1 protein-coding gene is annotated in these 388 nt (G+C 79.6%); it reads left to right on the top strand.

The genetic code is table 11. The features are described 5' to 3' along the window. Window positions 1-388: hypothetical protein (locus FAF44_RS53830; RefSeq protein WP_237111211.1), on the top strand; the 388-nt coding region annotated here is incomplete at both ends.

Raw genomic sequence — 388 nt, 5'->3', positions numbered from 1 at the left:
TGGGCCGCCCGTCGCGGACCCACGAGCCGCCGTCGTCCTCCACCCGGCGCCGGCTCTTGCCCGTGCGGGGGGTCGCGCCGGGCAGCGCGGTCAGGCGGCCGCGGCCGCTACGACGAGCTGAGCGACGGCCTCGACGACGACCTCGACGGACCGGGCGGCCCCCGCCCCCAGCCGATCCTGCCGCTGACCACCGACAGCCGCACGTCGTCCGCCGCCACCCCGTGGCCGCTGGCCTCACCCGACGACCTGCGCGAGCAGTCCCGCGACCTGTCGCACGACATCGGCCGCAGCCGCCTGACCGCGCTGCCCGGCGCGACCCCCCGCACGGGCAAGAGCCGGCGCCGGGTGGAGGACGACGGCGGCTCGTGGGTCCGCGACGGGCGGCCCA

Origin of the sequence: Nonomuraea sp. MG754425, from assembly GCF_021699195.1 — a bacterium.
GTDB lineage: Bacteria > Actinomycetota > Actinomycetes > Streptosporangiales > Streptosporangiaceae > Nonomuraea.
This window is presented reverse-complemented; position numbering and strand designations above follow the sequence as displayed.